Source organism: Streptomyces jumonjinensis, from assembly GCF_009600885.1.
Classification (GTDB): Bacteria; Actinomycetota; Actinomycetes; order Streptomycetales; family Streptomycetaceae; genus Streptomyces; species Streptomyces jumonjinensis.
In genome coordinates, this window is the sequence record NZ_VCLA01000061.1 from 25,032 (window position 1) to 39,379 (window position 14,348).

Sequence of the window (14,348 nt, forward strand, 5' to 3'; positions counted from 1 at the left end):
CTTCGTAGCATCGCCTGATGGCAGTCTGCCCAACTCCGGTCGCGTATACCAGTAGGCGTGGGCAGTGCCGCACTCCACTGAACCACAAGTACGCCCTATGGATTCCCCAAGTGAGTATTTGTGCAGGTAGTGGGCTTACTGTGGCCGTGCGGAGACGGGACATCAGTGTGACGGAGGCGGCGGGCATGGATATCGGCGGGAAGCGTGCGGCGGATGTGGTGGCGATGACCCTGGATACGGACCGCACCGATCTGGACTACCGGGCCTGGCTGAAAGAAGCGGTACGCAAGGTGCAGGCCGACGCCAACCGCTCGGCCGACACCCATCTGCTGAAGTTCCCGCTCCCCGAGGAGTGGAGGATCGACCTCTATCTGAAGGACGAGTCGACCCACCCCACGGGCAGCCTCAAGCACCGGCTGGCCCGTTCGCTCTTCCTCTACGGCCTCTGCAACGGCTGGATCCGCCCGGGCAAGCCCGTCATCGAGGCGTCCAGCGGCTCGACCGCGGTCTCCGAGGCGTACTTCGCCCGGCTGATCGGCGTCTCCTTCGTCGCGGTCATGCCGCGCACCACCAGCGCGGAGAAGATCCGGCTGATCGAATTCCACGGCGGGCGATGCCACTTCGTGGACGACCCCCGCAAGGTGTACGAGGAGTCCGCGGCCCTCGCGGAGCGGACCGGCGGCCACTACATGGACCAGTTCACCTACGCCGAGCGGGCCACGGACTGGCGCGGCAACAACAACATCGCCGAATCCGTCTACCAGCAGCTGAGGCTGGAGCGTTACCCCGAGCCCGCGTGGATCGTCGCCACGGCCGGTACCGGAGGCACCTCGGCGACCATCGCCCGCTATGTCCACTACATGCAGTACGACACCCGGATCTGTGTCCCCGACCCGGAGAACTCCTGCTTCTTCGACGGCTGGACCCGGGGCGACCCGCACGCCGCCACGGACCGTGGCTCCCGGATCGAGGGCATCGGCCGGCCGCGGATGGAGCCCAGCTTCGTCCCCGGCGCCATCGACCGGATGATGAAGGTGCCCGACGCGGCGAGCATCGCGGCCGTACGGGCGCTGGACACCGTCATGGGCCGGAAGGCGGGCGGCTCCACCGGCACCGGGCTGTGGAGCGCGCTGAAGATCGTCGCGGAGATGGTGGCGGCCGGGGAGCGCGGCAGCGTGGTCACCCTGATCTGCGACCCGGGCGACCGCTATCTCGACAAGTACTACTCCGACGGCTGGCTGGCGGAGCAGGGGCTCGACATCGCGCCCTACGCCGCCGAGATCGAGGGCTTTCTGGCGACGGGCCGGTGGCCGGCCCCGGACGCCTGAGACCTGGTGCCGGGTCAGTGGGCGGTCCCGGACGCCTCCGTGCCCCGTACGGCTTGTGCTCTGTACGGTTCCGGGCGTGCCCGTTCGCGCACGCCCCGGGCCGCCCCGGACATCAGCGAGCCCGGGCGAGCCTGCGGTCCAGCGTCCGTACCGCGCCCCGGAACGAGACCGTCAGACCGGGCCGTATCAGCGGCAGCGTCATCCGCAGCGACGTCGCGCAGTCCGCCGCGAAAGTCCACCGCACCCGGGAGCCGCCGGGCGCGGGGGCGATCCACCACTCCTCGGCGAGGGCCCGCAGACCGGGCGCGTTGACCGTGTCCACCCGATAGGCATAGCGCTCGTCGGGGTCGGCGGCGAGGATCGTCTCCTCGAAGCGGATCCCCACCCTGAGCTGGATGTCCCGCCCCGCGCCGCCCCGGGTGGGTGTGGCGGCGGAGATGGCGGAGAACCACCGGGGCCAGTCGGAGACATCCTCCGCGAGGGCCCGGTACACGGTCTTCGGCGCGGCGGACATCCCGGCGGTGAAGACCATCCGCTGCGGCGCGGAGAGCAGGAAGCCGAGTTCGACGGGGCGGAGCCTGCGGGCCATACCAACCTCCGGGCGAGGGGCGCCAGGGAGCGTCGTCCGCCCGCAGGGCACGCCGGGCGGACGGGATTTCGACGACACGGACCTGGAACCTGATCCATCAGACAGGCGCTGGGCCCGCACCCTAGCCGTCATGGCACCGGTTGTCTGCCCCCGGACGGGCCCTGGGCCGCGTATCGAGTCGTGACCAACGGGTCGTCCGGGTGCGTCATTCCGGAGAAGAGGGATCAAGCTGCCAACCGGAAGAGGAAAGGCACCAGGGACTTTGAAGACACGACCTAGGCCCAGATGTACTCCTCAGCAATCGCACCGTCGCGCCACTTCGCGACGGTAACCATGCGACCGCCACCCTCGAACTCGCCAATGACGCAGGTCCACTCACCTGACCCAAAGGCAATGGGATGCGAGGTGATCTGCGGGGGCGTGCCACCCGCCGATTCGACATAGGCCTTCATGGCGTCGATGTGCTCCTGGACTCCACGGGTCGGCAGCTGGCCCTTCCAGTCCACCAGGACATCGTCGGTGTGGTGGTGGGCAAACACACCGTCCCAGTCGGCTCTGTTCCATCCGGTGAAATCGAGATCGTCCATACCCTTGAGATTGCGGCTGACCTGGTCCTCCGCCATCAGCCTCGCTCCATGCCTCGCCGCATTCGTACGGTTCCGCACTGATCGCCGTGTTCGGCGCCCCGGCGCTGCGAGCCTACGGGCGGCTCGTGCGTCACGCACCCGCAGCGGAGCCACGACGCCCACGGGCCGCGGCCTTGCTCGTCAGCGAATGCGCGTCGTCGATACGCGGGCTAGTGTCCGTCCCCGAGCAGCCCGTCCAGCGCACGGCCGAACATCCACCGCCCCAGCCGGGCCACCACCGGATCCAGCACCCCCGGCACCGCCCGGATCCGCAGCTCCTCCACCCAGACCACCACCGAGCCCGTACCGCTCGGACGGACCGAGATCTCCGCCCAGCCCCTGATCGTCCGGCCGCGCTTCACCAGCCGGCAGCGCCCCGTTCCGTCACCGTCCGGGGGCTCCCAGCGGACGACCTCCATCGGATCGTCCACCCCCACCGGGCCGACCGCCGAGCGCACGGTGAACACCGTGCCCGCCCGGGTGGGACCCTCGCTCGCCGAAACGAGCGCCGTCAGAGGCATCCGCGCCGCATGAGCACGCCAGTCGGTCACCCGCCGCCAGCTCTCGCCGACGGGCAGCGCCACGGCACGCCTCAGCCGGAACGCGCTCACCGGCCGCCCACCCGGCCCCGGGCTGCTCCAGGCCGTGTCTTCATCTCATCACCTCAGCCGATCCGGGGCTCGCCCGCCACCACCAGCTCCGGCAGATGCTCGGCGATCTCCGCACGGGCCGCCGGAGACAGCCCGCCGTCCGTCACCAGCGCGTCGACCTCCGACAGCCGGGCGAAAGAGCTCAGCCCCACCGTCCCCCACTTGGTGTGATCGGCGACCACCACCACCCGGCGCGCCGACCGCACCAGCCGCCGATTGGTCTCGGCCTCCGCCAGATTGGGCGTGGAGAGACCCGCCTCCACCGAGATCCCGTGCACCCCGAGAAAGAGCACATCGAAGTGGAGCGAGCGGATCGCCTGATCGGCGACCGGACCCACCAGCGAGTCGGACGGCGTCCGCATCCCGCCGGTGAGCACCACCGCCGCCGCGCCCGGCCGGGGCACGCCCGCCGTGCCCGAGCGCTGGGCCGTATGGAAGACGTCCGCCACCCGCACCGAATTGGTGACCACCGTCAGATCCGGCACCTCCAGCAGCTGATGCGCCAGCGCGAAGGTCGTGGTGCCGCCGGACAGCGCGATGGCCGTGCCGGGCAGCACCATCCGGGCCGCCGTGCGGGCGATGTCGTCCTTCGCGGTCAGCTCCAGCGCCGACTTCGCCTCGAAACCGGGTTCATGGGTACTGGCCTCGACCACCGGCACCGCGCCGCCGTGCACCTTCTCGACGACCCCCTGCCGGGCCAGCGCGTCCAGATCCCGGCGCACGGTCATATCGGAGACATTGAGCTTGCGGGTGAGCTCATTGACCCGCACCCCGCCGCGCCTGCGCACCTCATCGAGGATCAGGGCACGCCGCTGCTCCGCGAGCAGGTTCTGATTGTCGGTCACTACCAGGGCCGGTCCTTCCACGCGATCGTGCTTCGCCGCCGTACACCCGCCGCCGTACTCCGCAGAGGCGTTCCTCCGGTGGCCGGGGCGTCATATCCTCCCACGGGCCGATCCGCCCCCACTCGCGGAGATTCGGTGAGAGCGCTGCGGTGACCTGCCGCGATCCGGGACCCTGTGGCGTGGACGCCGCGCGGTCGCTCGCCGGTCGTCGACCGCCCCACGAGAGAGCGAGTCACCTGTGTCCACTGCAACCCCGGTCCCGCGGAGCGCGGGACCCGCGCTCGAACTGCTGGTGCACGGCGTCGGCGGCGCCACGCCGCAGGAGATGCTCGGCGACCCCCGTACGGTACGGATCTCGGGGGACGAGAAGGCCGCGCTCTTCCGGCGGTTCGGCGACGAGGACGCCGAGAGCCGGCCCGATGACCACCGTGACCAGCCCGTCCTGGAGGCGTACTGCTGGTCCAACCTCACCTCCGGCAACAGCGCCCGCGCCCTGTGGCTGCTGCTCGTCCCCTTCATGGTGGCCAACCTCGCCCACTGGATGCGCCCGCGCGCCAAGGGCATGATCCGCACGACCAGGCTGTACGGGATGCTGGTGCGGCTGGTCGCCCTGAGCCTCACGGTGCTGATGACGGCCGCCGCCTGCGAGGTGACGCTCGATCTGGTGGCCTGGCAGTGCGCGGGCACGCCCGAGTGCTCCGGCCGGCGGGACTGGATCTCCCTGCTCGCCAGCGCCGAGGGCGGCTGGTGGTCGCAGCCCGGCCGCCGGCTGGCCGCCCTCGCCGTGCTTCCGGCCGCGCTCGTGGTGCTGCTCTGGTACCTCTCCAACCGCACCTGGAACGCCTACGAATCCCAGCGACCGCCGACCGGAGCCGAGGTGGCGGAAGGGGAGACCGGCCCCGAAGACGGCTCCGACGAGTCCGGATACGAAGAGTCCGGACACGGCGAGTACGGCGCATACGGCGGGGGTGCCGCGGAGCCCCTGCGCCCGGACGCCCTGCCCGGTGACGGGCCGGCGGCGACCGCCGTACGGCCCGCCCTCGGCCGGCCCGGCTTCTGGTACGGCCGCCGTCTCGTCGCCCGGCTGCGCGCCGCCCACACCGCCGCCGGATTCCTCACCGTCTCCGCCGCCGTCACCGGGGCCACCGCACGCCACGACCGGAGCGGCGACAGCACCCTCCTCGACCTCTCCGGCCGCGCACTGGAGGCCGTGCACATCATCGGACTGCTCGTCGTGATCGCGGTCGTGGTCCGCAGAGGCCGCAGCGAACGCCGCTTCGACGCCCGCCTGGACCGGACCGTCGTCAGCGCCCTGCCCGGCTGCGCCCTCGCCGTGCTCGCCCTCTCCCTGCTCTACGCGGGCTGGTCCCGGCCCGGCTGGACCTCCGAAGGCACCCTGACGGGCGCGTCGATCGCGTTCCGGGCCATCGTCCTGACCCAGGGCGCCGTCACCGTCGCGCTCGCCGTCGCCGCCTTCGCCCTCCAGCGCCGGGCCCGCCACCCCCGCTCCGTGCTCGGCGGCCTGGGCGGACCGGCCGCCGCCCTGCTCGCCTGCGCCCTCGGCGGAGTGATGACCGGAGGACTCGCCCACTGGTTCGCCGACCGGCTGTCCGGGGACGGCGCCATCCCCGGCCCCCCGGTGCTGCTCAGCTGGCAGGCGGCGGTGATCCCCGTGCTGCTGACCGCGCTGCTCGTCCCCCTCGCCGTGCTCGCCGTACGGACCTGGGCGGCCGGCCGCCGGTGCGCGGCCGAGGTGGAGGCGGAGTACGCCGCTGCCGAGACCCAGGACACCGGCTTCGGCGACTGGCGGTCCGACCCCATCCGCACCCGGAGGATCGCGAGCGCCCGCGCCCGGGCCGCCCTGACCGACACCGCCGCCTGGATCGTGGGATTCATCTCCGTCGCCACCCTGCTGCTCGGCGCCGTCGCGGTCGCCGGCGCGTGGGGGAGCGGCAGGGAGCCCGGCAGAGCCTTCGGGAACAGCGGCATCGACGAGGCCGTGGCGGAGGCCGCCCAGTATCTGGGGTCCTGGCTCATCGGCTTCGGCTTCATCCTCTTCATCACCTGGGGCCGCCGCGCCTACCGGGACGCCTCCGCCCGCCGGACCATCGGCATCCTGTGGGACGTCGGCACCTTCTGGCCGCGCGCAGCGCACCCCTTCGCGCCGCCGTGCTACGCGGAACGCGCCGTCCCCGACCTCACCTGGCGTATGAGCACCTGGACCGAGCGGACGGGCGGACGGCTGGTCATCTCCGGGCACTCCCAGGGCAGTGTGCTGGCCGCGTCCGCGGTCTGGCAGCTGCCCGCCGCCACCCGCAGCCGGATCGCGCTGCTGACCTACGGATCACCTCTGGAGAGGCTCTACGGCCGCTGGTTCCCGGCGTACTTCGGCCCGGACGCACTGGCCCGGCTGAGCGGAGAGGTCGACTGCTGGCGCAATCTGTGGCGGCACACCGACCCGATCGGCGGGCCCGTCCTGGTCGCCGCCGCGGACGGGGAGCGGACCGTGGACCGGGCGGCCCTCAAGGACCCCGTGGTCTACGGCCGCTCCCGGAACAACCCCCTGCCGGAACCGCTGCTCGGACACGCCCAGTACCAGGCCGACCCGCTCTTCGCCCTGGAGCGCCGGGAACTGCTGGACCGCCTCCGGTCGCACATCCCCCGGCAGTCCCGCGAGACCGGCGCGGCCCGGCCCACGGGCCCATGAGAACGGCCCCGGCCCTCGGCCCCCGGCCCTCTGCCCGGGAGAGGGGACCGGTGGCCCGGGACGCTCAGAACGGCTCGGGCGGCTCCGGCAGATCCTCCGGATACAGCAGGGTCAGCGCGTCCTTGTCGGCTTCGCTCAGCTCGGCGACCCGGCCCGCATGACGCTCCACCATCGACTCGAAGGTCTGGCGTGCCGTGCGGCCGTTGCCGAAGGCCGGGCCCTTGGGCACCGCGGAGAAGTACTTCACCAGCGCCTCGTCCGTGCCGTCCGCGAGCCGGTACTCATGCTCGTCGGCCTGCTGCTCCACGATTCTGAGCAGCTCGCCGGCGTCGTAGTCCTGGAAGGTGATGGTCCGCGAGAACCGCGACGCCACCCCGGGGTTCACCGAGAGGAACCGCTCCATCTCCGCGGTGTATCCGGCGACGATCACCACCACCGCCTCCCGGTGGTCCTCCATCAGCTTCACCAGGGTGTCGATGGCCTCCTTGCCGAAGTCCCGGCCCGAATCCTCGGGGGAGAGGGCATACGCCTCGTCGATGAACAGCACCCCGCCGCGCGCCCGGTCGAACGCCTCCTGGGTGCGGATCGCGGTCGAGCCGATGTGCTCGCCGACCAGATCCACCCGGGAGACCTCGACCAGATGCCCGCGCTCCAGCACTCCGAGCGCGGCCAGGATCTCCCCGTACAGCCGGGCCACCGTCGTCTTGCCGGTGCCGGGGGAACCGGTGAAGACCAGATGACGGCGGACGGAAGCGGCTTTCAGACCCGCTTCCTGACGGCGTCTGCCCACCTCGATCATGTTCGTCAGCGAACGCACCTCACGCTTGACGCTCTCCAGGCCGACCAGCGCGTCCAGTTCGCCGAGAACGGCCTCCGAGGTGCGCCGGGGCCCCGACGGCGGCGGCCCGGGGACGGGCGCGGCGGGGCCGGACGGCTCGGGGAGCACCGCCGGGAGCAGCCCGGCCGACACCGGCGGGGCGGCGGGCGGGAACATCGTCAGCGCGGACACGGGCGGCGCCGGCGCCCCCCGCTCGGCCGCGGTGATCACGCCGCTCTCATCGCTGCTGGAATCCTCCACCAGCAGCAGCGCCGGATCCGCGAACTCATAACCGCCGCGCGCGCACCGCTCGGTGCGGCAGCGGCTCAGCGTCGTGCGACAGCCGTCCATCACATGGAACCCATAGCCGCCGCTGCCCGTGACCCGGCAGCTCCGGAAGGTGCCCCGGCCCTCGGCCGACACATAGAACCCGGCCTCGGCGGGCGAGGTGACCGTACAGCGCTCGATCACCGGGTCGGCGCCCTTGGAGACGATGACACCGGTCTGGGCCGCGTCGATGGTGCAGCCGGCCAGGGTGCCGCCGCTGCCGTGGTCACGGAACCAGGCGCCGGTGGACGCCTCTCTGATCCGGCAGTCGTCCAGCTGCGCCGTCGCGCCGTCGCTCACCGACACGGCGGTATTGCGGATCTGGGAGAGATCGCTGTCGACGACGTCGACCCGGGAGCCGCGGTCGAGGACGAACAGCGCGTCGGGCACATCATGAACCCGGCAGGAGTCCAGCACCGCCGTCGCGCCGTCGCTGATCCACACCGCCGGATAGTCGCCCGTGCTGTCGTGTATCTCGCACTGGTTGGCGTCCACCCGGGTGCCCGGGTCCCACACCGACAGGCCGTTGCGCCCGAAGCTGCGCACATTCGACCGGGTGAGCGTCAGCACCGAACGCGAGCGCAGATCGATCGCGTTCTCCGGGATGTCATGGATCTCGCAGTCGGAGAGGGTGAGGACGGCGTCGGTGTCGAGGGTCACCCCGTCGGCCGACGTCCGGTGCACGGTGGAGTCGGAGAGATGAGCGGAGGCGCGCGAGGCTATCTGCACCCCCGCGCCCTTGACCTCGTACACCTCGCAGCCGATGGCTTCGAGTCCGCTGCCCTCACCCGTGACGGTCAGCCCCGCGCCCGAGGTGTGATGCACCCGGCACCGCTCCAGCCGGGGATGCCCGCCGCCGCGCACCGAGACCCCCGACTGGCCGGCCGAGACCACCTCGCACTCCTCGAACACCCCGCCCGCGCCGTCCAGTACGGCTATGCCGACCCCGGCGGGGTTGTCGACCGTGCACCGGCGCACGGTGGGGCGCGCCGCGCCGCGCACTTCGAGCCCGGCGGCGGAACGGGTGGAGATCCGCAGCCCGGTGAGCTCCGGTGTGCCGTCCTCGATCAGCAGCGCGGGCGCCGTCGTGTCCTGTCCTTCCACATGGAGGTCCTGCAGACAGGCCGACGCGCGCACCGTCAACGGCACCCCGTCCGCCGGTGCGATCCGCACCGAGCCGACCGCGCTCTCGGGGCCGCGGAGGGTGACCGCGCGCTCGATCACGAGATTCTCGCGGTACGTCCCCGGCGCGACGGTGAGGATGTCGCCGTCCCCCGCCGCCTCCAGGGCCGCTGCCAGAGAGGCGTACTCGCCCGTGCGGCGCCGCCACCGCGATGTGCCGGTGTGGGTCACCTGGACCGTGCCCTGTGCCATCGTGCTGCTCTGCCCCCACCTCGGGATCTGTTCCGGCGCGCCTCGGAGAAGGGGACGCCCCCTTGGGACCTGTCTTCCGCGCCGGGTCCGGCGCGCTCGGGAACCGCCGCGCACGCCCGGAAACCCCGCCCTGTCCGGACGGCAGGTCCTGACCCCGTGTCGGGGGTCGCACCACCGTAGCGCGCATGAGGGGCGGGAGTTGACGAGCCAGGAGGTCAGCCGCCTGCGCCGGTGCGTCCCCAGTCGGGGCCGAGGGCGGCCCAGGCCCGCTCCAGCCGGGCCTGTCTTCGCCGGGAGAGCCGCGCAAGAGCCAGCCGTCTGGCGGCTTCGGTCAGGCCCGCGAACGCGAACGCGGCGCCCAGACCGGCCAGCACGGCGCGGGTGCCCACGGCGGCCTCGTCCAGGGGAGGGCCCGCCGGACGGCCGGATCGGTCGATCCAGACGGTCAGTTGATCGCCCGTCCGGGGATCGCGGAGCCGGGTGGTGACCCTGCCGGTGTGCCGGTCGCCGTCCACCCCGGTCCAGGTCGCGACCACGGTGTGCCGCTTCTCACGGGCGGCCGACGACTCGGGGTCGTGCGCCGGCGGTCTGCGCGGCGGGGTGTGCCGCAGCACCGTGGCGACGACGGGGTGGCGCTCCTGCCGCTGCTGGAGCATGGAACGGCGCAGCGCGTCGCCGGCGCCGCTCCCGGTGAACCAGCCGACCGCGGGGGCCGCGACGACCAGAAGGAGGACGGCCACGAGCGCGGTCCACGCCTCGGCGAGATCGGTGGTCCGGCGCAGGGGGTTACCGCGCCAGCGCCAGACTCCCGCGGCTGTCCGCACGCACCGCACCCCCTTCCGCGTCCGCGCTGCCCCCGTGCCGGACGGCGCGGTCGGAAGACAGGGGAAGGGAGAGACGTCACCCCCCTCGCAGCCACGTCCTCGCCCGGTCAACGTGCGGGGCACGGCGCGGAGTTCCCGGAGACCTCGTCGAGTGCGGACTCCGCCGCCGAAGCGGCCGGGTGGCGAAAGCGGAACCCCGGGGGAGACCGGTCGAAGCCGGTGTCCCCCGGGGCCGCGGGCGTCCCCAGGTCCCCTCGGTCAGTAACCCTGACCCTGCTGGGGGCGGTTGTAGGGGTCCTGATGACCTCCGGGCCCGGGGGCCGGAGCGGGGCGGCCGGCCGCCGGGCGCATCGCCTCGTAGCCGCCGGCCGCCGGCCGGTACTGCTGGGGCTGGCCCTGGGGTCCCGGATAGCCGCGCGGGGCGGGCTGTTGCTGCGGGATGTACGGAGCGGCGGCCTGCTGGAGCGGCATCGGCTGCTGGGGAGCCTGCTGCGGATAGCCGTACGCCGGGGCGGGCTGGGGGGCCGAGGAGGCCGCCGGGAGGGCGGGCAGGGCCGCCGGCAGGGCCGGCAGATAGCTGTTGCCGGTGTCGTACGCGGCGGGCACTCTGATCGGGGCGATCTGAGGCGTGCCCCGCTCTGCGACGAGGGAGTCGTAGATCGGGGTGTCGGCGAAGGACGGTGCGGAGTAGTAGCCGCCGCCGTAAGTGGAGCGGGGGGAGGTCATGGGACCTAAGGTAAGCCCACGGTGCCTGGTTGGGGAGGCCGGTATGTGGGTTGTTTCGGTGGATGCGCGGTCCTATGGGGCCCCAATGTGAGCGAATCTGGGAAAATCGGTCGCTCAACAGGGTAGGGAACGTGTAAAGAGCGAGCTTAGGGTGGGTTACTCACGGGTCGGCCCGGTGAAACGGAGGCCGATCGGAACGTGCGTGACGGCCTGTGAGTTCCCGGGCCGGTCCGCTCCCGGGGTCTCGTACCGGAAGCTCCGCCGACCCCGCCGATCCGCCGTCCCGACCGTCCGTGCCGCGCCGTCTCCACCGCCGCGCCGACTCGCTGTCCCGACTGCCCGCGCCGCGCCGCCCGCTCAGCTCCGGGCGCGCTCCGCCGCGGCCCCCGGGCCCGCGCTCTCCGGAGCCGCCCGGGGGCGTGCGTATCGACGCCCCTTCCAGGACGCGCCGCGGCCGAGGTGGTGCCGGCCCGCCGAATCGAGGGTCATCAGGAGATACAGCAGCGCCGTGAACGGCAGCGGGAGCGCGAGCGACGGCGTGAGCCGGTAGTAGCGGAGCATCGGCAGATAGGTCGCGGTCATCACCGCCCATGCCCCGCCGCCGCTCCACGCGGCGACGGCGTCGCCGCCGGCGAGCCCGGCGAACAGCGCGACGGGCGGCACGAGATAGACCAGGGCCAGCCCGGCGACCGTCCCCGCCAGCAGGGCCGGGCTGTACCGCAGCTGGGTGTACGCGCTGCGGGACACCATCCGCCATAGATCCGCCAGCCGGGGGTAGGGCCGCACACTCGTCACCCCGTCGGCCAGTCCCAGCCAGATCCGCCCGCCGGAGCGCTGCACGGCGCGGGCCAGGGACACATCGTCGATCACCGCCTGCCGGATCGAGTCCGGCACACCCGCGCGGACCGCGGCCTCCGTGCGCAGCAGGACACAGCCGCCCGCCGCGGCGGCCGTCCGCGCGCCGTGCCGGTTGACCCGGCGGAACGGATAGAGCTGACAGAAGAAGTAGACGAAGGCGGGCACCACGAGGCGCTCCCAGCCGCTCTCGACCCGCAGCCGCGCCATTTGGGAGACCAGATCGAGACGGTGGGCGCGGGCCGAGGCCACCAGGGCGCGCAGACTGTCCGGGGCGTGGGCGATATCGGCGTCGGTCAGCAGCAGATACTCCGGCGGTCGCTCCGGTCGCTCCGGTTCCTTTGGTTCCTTCGGCAGCCCCGGTCCGTCCGCTTCCACTCCGGCCGCCGCCATGCCGTGCCGCAGCGCCCACAGCTTTCCCGTCCAGCCCGGATCCGGCTCGCCGGGGCAGACCACGCTCAAGGGGAGCCCGCCGTACCGGACGGCCAGCGCCCGGGCCGTGTCGCCGGTGCCGTCCGAGCTGTCGTCGTCCACCAGGACGATCCGGGCACGCCCGGGATAGTCCTGGTGGAGCAGCGAAGGCAGGCTCAGGGGCAGCATCGCGGCCTCGTCCCGCGCGGGCACCACCACGGCGACATCCGGCCAGGATTCCGGCTCCCCGTGGGGCGGCAGCCGCTGGTCCGTGCGCCAGAAGAAGCCCTGTCCCAGCAGCAGCCAGGCCCATGCGGCCAGCGACGCGACAGCGGTCCACGCGAGGGCGCTCATGCGCCGCAGTCTGCCCCACCGGACGGCCCGGGAGGACGCCGTCGACTATGGTGACCGGGTGAAGATCGCGCTCATGGACTCCGGAATCGGCCTCCTCTCCGCGGCTGCCGCGGTACGCGGGCTGCGCCCGGACGCGGACCTCGTGCTCTCCTCCGACCCCGACGGAGTGCCCTGGGGACCGCGTACGCCGAGCGATCTGACCGAGCGGGCCCTCACCGTGGCGCGCGCCGCCGCCGCGTACGCCCCTGACGCCCTGATCGTCGCCTGCAACACGGCGTCCGTGCACGCCCTGCCCGCGCTCAGGGCCGAACTCGAACCCGCCATCCCGGTCATCGGCACCGTCCCCGCGATCAAGCCCGCGGCGGCGGGCGGCGGGCCGGTCGCCATCTGGGCGACCCCGGGGACGACCGGCAGCGCGTACCAGAGGGGTCTGATCCGGAGGTTCGCCGACGGGGTCGAGGTGACCGAGGTGCCCTGCCCCGGGCTCGCGGAAGCCGTGCAGCAGGCGGACGCCGCCGCGATCGACCGGGCGGTGGCCGCCGCGGCGGCGCTCACCCCCCGCGATGTAAGGGCCGTCGTCCTGGGCTGCACCCATTACGAGCTGGTCGCCGAACACATCCGCGCCGCCGTGGGGCGGTCCGTGGAGCTCTTCGGCTCGGCCGGGGCGGTCGCCTCGCAGGCCCTGCGGCGCATCGGGGCGGAGCCCGCCCCGGACGCCGCTCCGACCGGGGGTCTCACGGTCCTGTTCAGCGGCCGGGTGTCGGCCCTCTCCGCGCAGGCGGCGAGCTACGCCGAGGCCGGACTGCTCCAGAGCGTGACCGCGGGGCGCTGACCGCCCGCCCCGTCTCTCCCGGGTGATCCCGGCGCAGCGGCGCGAGCTGATCACGGCCCCTTATCGCCCGATATGCCACCCACGGTGGATTCGGTGCCGCCCCGCCGGAACGTGGGTACGCTGCTCGCATGAGGGACCACTCCCATGACCCGGCGGACCCCGCCGCGTACCCCCCGGAGCCTGGGACCGCGGTGTGGACCGGGCGTGCCACCAACCGTATGCAGTGGCTGCTCGCCCTGGCGGGCGCCGCCTTCGTCGTGCTCGGCGTCGAGCTGGCCGTCAACTCCTCGTGGACGTCCGGCATCGCCCCGCTGCTGATGTCCGTGATCGGCTGTGTCGCGGTGGGTCTGCTGATGCTCTACGGAACCCTCGCCTTCGTCCATGTCTCGGTCAGGGTGGACAGCGACGCGATGGAGGTGCGGTGCGGCCATCTGGGGCTGCCGCGCCGCAGAATCCCGCTCTCCCATGTGGTGGGCGCGGATTTCGCCCCGAGCGTCACCCCGCGCCAGTGGGGCGGCTGGGGATACCGCTGGCGTCCGGGGAAGGGGACGGCGGTCGTCGTCCGCAGGGGTGAGGGCCTGGTCGTCACCCTGGGCGACGGACTGACCTTCACGGTGACGGTCGACGATGCCGAGTCGGCGGTACGGGCCATCCGCGACCGCCTCCGCCCCGGCGCGGGCACGGGGACCCCCGCCGAGATCTGAACAGGGCCGTCCGCCCCCCGCCCGGGGCGTGCCCGCCCGCCCCTGCATACGGCCGTCTCGCCCGTTCCGTACGCACACTTCGGCCGTCCCGTATGCGCACCTCGGCTGCACGTATCGCCCGTCCCATGCGCACCCCCCCGGAGGCCCGAAGCCGGTGACCGTCACCCGTACGGCCGAGTGCCGCTGTCCGGACACGCCTCCGGCCGTTCCGGCAGGCCGGGACCGTCTCCCCGCTCGGGAGCGCCGGCAGAGCAGCGTCGGCCGCCCGGATGGGGGTCCCCCCGGGCGAAGCCCAGGGGGAGGGCCTGGCGGGGTCTGGTGCATGGGGTCTCCCCAGGCCCGCGGGGCCCCATGAGGCCGCGCCGGCAGACGGGCCTTC

12 protein-coding genes are annotated in these 14,348 nt (G+C 73.0%); 4 read left to right on the top strand and 8 right to left on the bottom strand.

Annotation, left to right across the window (positions count from 1 at the left end; all coding sequences use genetic code 11):
• Positions 1-185: 185 nt before the first annotated feature.
• Complete coding sequence (gene cds1 / locus FF041_RS07420; RefSeq protein WP_153521587.1) at positions 186-1,328, top strand: L-cysteine desulfhydrase Cds1; 1,143 nt, start codon at positions 186-188, stop codon at positions 1,326-1,328.
• Between the two features lie 112 nt (positions 1,329-1,440).
• Here the strand turns inward: cds1 and FF041_RS07425 are convergent, their stop codons facing one another.
• From FF041_RS07425 to FF041_RS07440, 4 genes are all read right to left on the bottom strand, one after another.
• Complete coding sequence (locus FF041_RS07425) at positions 1,441-1,917, bottom strand: SRPBCC family protein (protein WP_153521556.1); 477 nt, start codon at positions 1,915-1,917, stop codon at positions 1,441-1,443.
• A gap of 275 nt (positions 1,918-2,192) precedes the next feature.
• Complete coding sequence (locus FF041_RS07430; RefSeq protein WP_153521557.1) at positions 2,193-2,540, bottom strand: nuclear transport factor 2 family protein; 348 nt, start codon at positions 2,538-2,540, stop codon at positions 2,193-2,195.
• Between the two features lie 173 nt (positions 2,541-2,713).
• Complete coding sequence (locus FF041_RS07435; protein WP_323391408.1) at positions 2,714-3,154, bottom strand: SRPBCC family protein; 441 nt, start codon at positions 3,152-3,154, stop codon at positions 2,714-2,716.
• A 53-nt stretch (positions 3,155-3,207) separates the two neighbouring features.
• Positions 3,208-4,038 (bottom strand): DeoR/GlpR family DNA-binding transcription regulator, encoded by an 831-nt coding sequence (locus FF041_RS07440; RefSeq protein ID WP_323391409.1) that lies wholly within the window; start codon positions 4,036-4,038, stop codon positions 3,208-3,210.
• A gap of 238 nt (positions 4,039-4,276) precedes the next feature.
• On the opposite strand from FF041_RS07440, the gene FF041_RS07445 reads away from it, so the two are divergent.
• Entirely contained in the window at positions 4,277-6,745 is a 2,469-nt protein-coding gene (locus FF041_RS07445; RefSeq protein ID WP_323391410.1) for a hypothetical protein, read from the top strand.
• A gap of 64 nt (positions 6,746-6,809) precedes the next feature.
• Here FF041_RS07445 and FF041_RS07450 read toward each other — a convergent pair whose 3' ends face one another.
• The 4 genes from FF041_RS07450 to FF041_RS07465 form a co-directional block, all read right to left on the bottom strand.
• A complete protein-coding gene (locus FF041_RS07450; protein WP_153521558.1) occupies positions 6,810-9,263 on the bottom strand; it encodes a right-handed parallel beta-helix repeat-containing protein in 2,454 nt (817 codons plus the stop codon).
• A 215-nt stretch (positions 9,264-9,478) separates the two neighbouring features.
• Entirely contained in the window at positions 9,479-10,087 is a 609-nt protein-coding gene (locus tag FF041_RS07455; RefSeq protein WP_323391411.1) for an Rv1733c family protein, read from the bottom strand.
• A 258-nt stretch (positions 10,088-10,345) separates the two neighbouring features.
• Positions 10,346-10,813: a DUF6643 family protein gene (locus tag FF041_RS07460; protein WP_153482259.1), complete on the bottom strand. Its 468-nt coding sequence runs from the start codon at positions 10,811-10,813 to the stop codon at positions 10,346-10,348.
• 357 nt (positions 10,814-11,170) lie between these two features.
• Entirely contained in the window at positions 11,171-12,433 is a 1,263-nt protein-coding gene (locus tag FF041_RS07465) for a glycosyltransferase (RefSeq protein WP_153521559.1), read from the bottom strand.
• Between FF041_RS07465 and FF041_RS07470 the strand changes: the two genes are divergently transcribed.
• Positions 12,432-13,265: a glutamate racemase gene (locus FF041_RS07470; RefSeq protein ID WP_153521560.1), complete on the top strand. Its 834-nt coding sequence runs from the start codon at positions 12,432-12,434 to the stop codon at positions 13,263-13,265. The genes FF041_RS07465 and FF041_RS07470 overlap by 2 nt on opposite strands.
• A 128-nt stretch (positions 13,266-13,393) precedes the next feature.
• Positions 13,394-13,969, top strand: coding sequence for a hypothetical protein (locus tag FF041_RS07475; protein WP_153521561.1), 576 nt, complete (start codon positions 13,394-13,396; stop codon positions 13,967-13,969).
• Positions 13,970-14,348: the final 379 nt, after the last annotated feature.